This is a genomic window from Oleiphilus sp. HI0117 (genome assembly GCF_001635235.1).
Window position 1 is genome coordinate 1 of record NZ_LWGA01001033.1, and the last position, 2,059, is coordinate 2,059.

Sequence of the window (2,059 nt, forward strand, 5' to 3'; positions counted from 1 at the left end):
TTAGATTATAAATTAGATATTCTATGACGAACGGATGCAAACACTTAAGCGCTTTTGTTTCGTTTGTTATCGAATTGTTACCCAGGTATGGAGCATGTGAGACGCTGGCCGATAAGGTTAATAAGGCTAGCGTAAGCGTCAGCTCAAGTTATCAGGCAAGCAAATTGCATCCAAACTTCATAAGCGTATAAAAGGCAAAAAACTGCCGAAAAATTGGCATTGAGAGGTGGATCATGGGTATTAATGCACAAGAACTCAATGATTATGTAATTCGTCCCGCACTCGCGGCTTTGGATGAACGCTCCCAATTTGCAGAACATTACTTATTGAAGCTAGCTTCTAAACGTTCCTCTTACGGTGAGCACTTGGTAGCCTCGAAGCAGTCTGATGGTTTAGGTATTTATGCGATTAGTCCTGAAAGTCACACCGCTTTATGGGATGAGTATTTAGCTTTTCAACCAGACCTGGCGAGTACCGTACGGGGTTTGGCTTCGCAAAGGGCATTTTTGGAAAACCCTCATGCTGAACTTGCAACCAATCTTGTTTATGCAAGCGCGATAGCCTGGTTGTTGACTCAGTACCGTAAGAATTGTGAGCAAGACCCGGTATCTGGATATGAGGATATTGCCTGATTTTCAAAGCAATTCTTAGAACGGCTTTACCTTGGCTATCTCTTCTTTCAAGCGTCGCTTATATTCATCCTGATCTTCGATATCTTTTAACTTTGCATAGATGGTTTGTAAGTCTTGTTTGTACTGTTTCATCTTCTTTACATCGTCGCTTAAGAAAATCGTATAAGCTTTCATTGAAAAGCCCAAGACCAGGATGAAAGGGAGCGATAGAAGTGAAATGGAATGTAGGGTCAGAACCACTAGCCACTTAAGCAAGCCAGAAACACTGTTCCTGTTATACAACGGTAAAGTGAGGGCGTTGGTCCAGACTGAATAGTTTTTTCGAAGAGCTTCAAGAGCTTTTTTGTGGCCGACCCAAGACGGTGTAAACATCGCAAGTAGATCATAGTCTTTGCCGTTATCGAGCCGAATACGCATATTGAAACCTTCAGAATATACAGAGGGAATTATAGTAAAGGTCTAGCAGGAATATGCCAAGTAATGAGGAACTATTTTATAGCTCCTGTGGTGCTTTGTTGAGGGGGGCTATTCGTGATTCGTTATACTGCTCTAAAGGAATTATTCGATATCCATCAGCTATTTGTAGTATCTTACTTCCCGCTGCCGATACTTTCTTTAAGCCTATAACAAACCCTACCAACAGACCTATACCGATGAGTACTAAGCCTATAATGGTGATAATTAACCAGCGATTGATACTGTCGACAATCGGCGTTACGGTTTCGTCCCGAACTGTTTTAAGTGACTGAGTTAGCAGCTCATTTGAAGGCTGTTGAGCCTTCTTAATGGTTTCGGGAAAGCTACCAGCTGCCCGATTGAGTTTGTTGGTCATGCTGTCTACTTTATCGGCCAAGTCATTAATCAAACGCAACTGCTCGGGAGAGAGATCCTGAAGATTTTCTGAAACCTCATCCAGGGCAAGAGATAGCTTTTCGCTAGCTTCTCGGAGAACTATGCCTGACTCCTTCAACTCCTTGATCTCAATATTAATAGAGACATATTTTCCAAGGTCTTCAGAGGGCTGTTCAGGTGAAGGCATCTCTATCGAATTTGCATAAAGCTTTGCGCTGATACTTAAGCTAAACAGTATTAGTATAAGGAGGGAGGTCGTAACGGCTTTCATTATAGGCTTGTCCTGTTATTGCTTTGGAAGGCGGATATTTACATCCACGGCATTACTAGGAAAGTGCAAATGTATCAAGCCAGTTTCCGGGTTGTTACGAGAAATAATCCAGCGCTGGCTGTCGACGCCTACTAAGGTTCCCGTTACGGGTACCTGTCGGTAGTCACTAGGTGCGATAACAACCTTACTGCCAATTCTATGGTCTGAGGTGTAACGCTTGTCTAGTTGCCGAGGTTGGGCTTCTCTCCCGATATCGATCGCCGTATCGATACTAATTTCATTGTCAGGAGAGTTGGTGAAAGCC

Annotated in this window: 3 protein-coding genes and 1 pseudogene; 1 reads left to right on the forward strand and 3 read right to left on the reverse strand. The window is 43.0% G+C overall.

Going from position 1 to position 2,059, the window contains the following annotated elements:
• Positions 1-233 precede the first annotated feature (233 nt).
• Positions 234-632, forward strand: a complete 399-nt coding sequence (locus A3757_RS18540; RefSeq protein ID WP_068515856.1) for a hypothetical protein — start codon at positions 234-236, stop codon at positions 630-632.
• A 15-nt stretch (positions 633-647) separates the two neighbouring features.
• Here A3757_RS18540 and A3757_RS18545 read toward each other — a convergent pair whose 3' ends face one another.
• The 3 genes and pseudogenes from A3757_RS18545 to A3757_RS26985 all read right to left on the reverse strand — a co-directional run.
• Positions 648-1,049: a hypothetical protein gene (locus tag A3757_RS18545; protein WP_068515853.1), complete on the reverse strand. Its 402-nt coding sequence runs from the start codon at positions 1,047-1,049 to the stop codon at positions 648-650.
• Between the two features lie 76 nt (positions 1,050-1,125).
• On the reverse strand, positions 1,126-1,755 hold the full coding sequence (locus tag A3757_RS18550; protein ID WP_068515850.1) for a hypothetical protein: 630 nt from the start codon (positions 1,753-1,755) through the stop codon (positions 1,126-1,128).
• A gap of 15 nt (positions 1,756-1,770) precedes the next feature.
• Positions 1,771-2,059: pseudogene (locus tag A3757_RS26985) on the reverse strand (hypothetical protein); the annotation flags it as partial.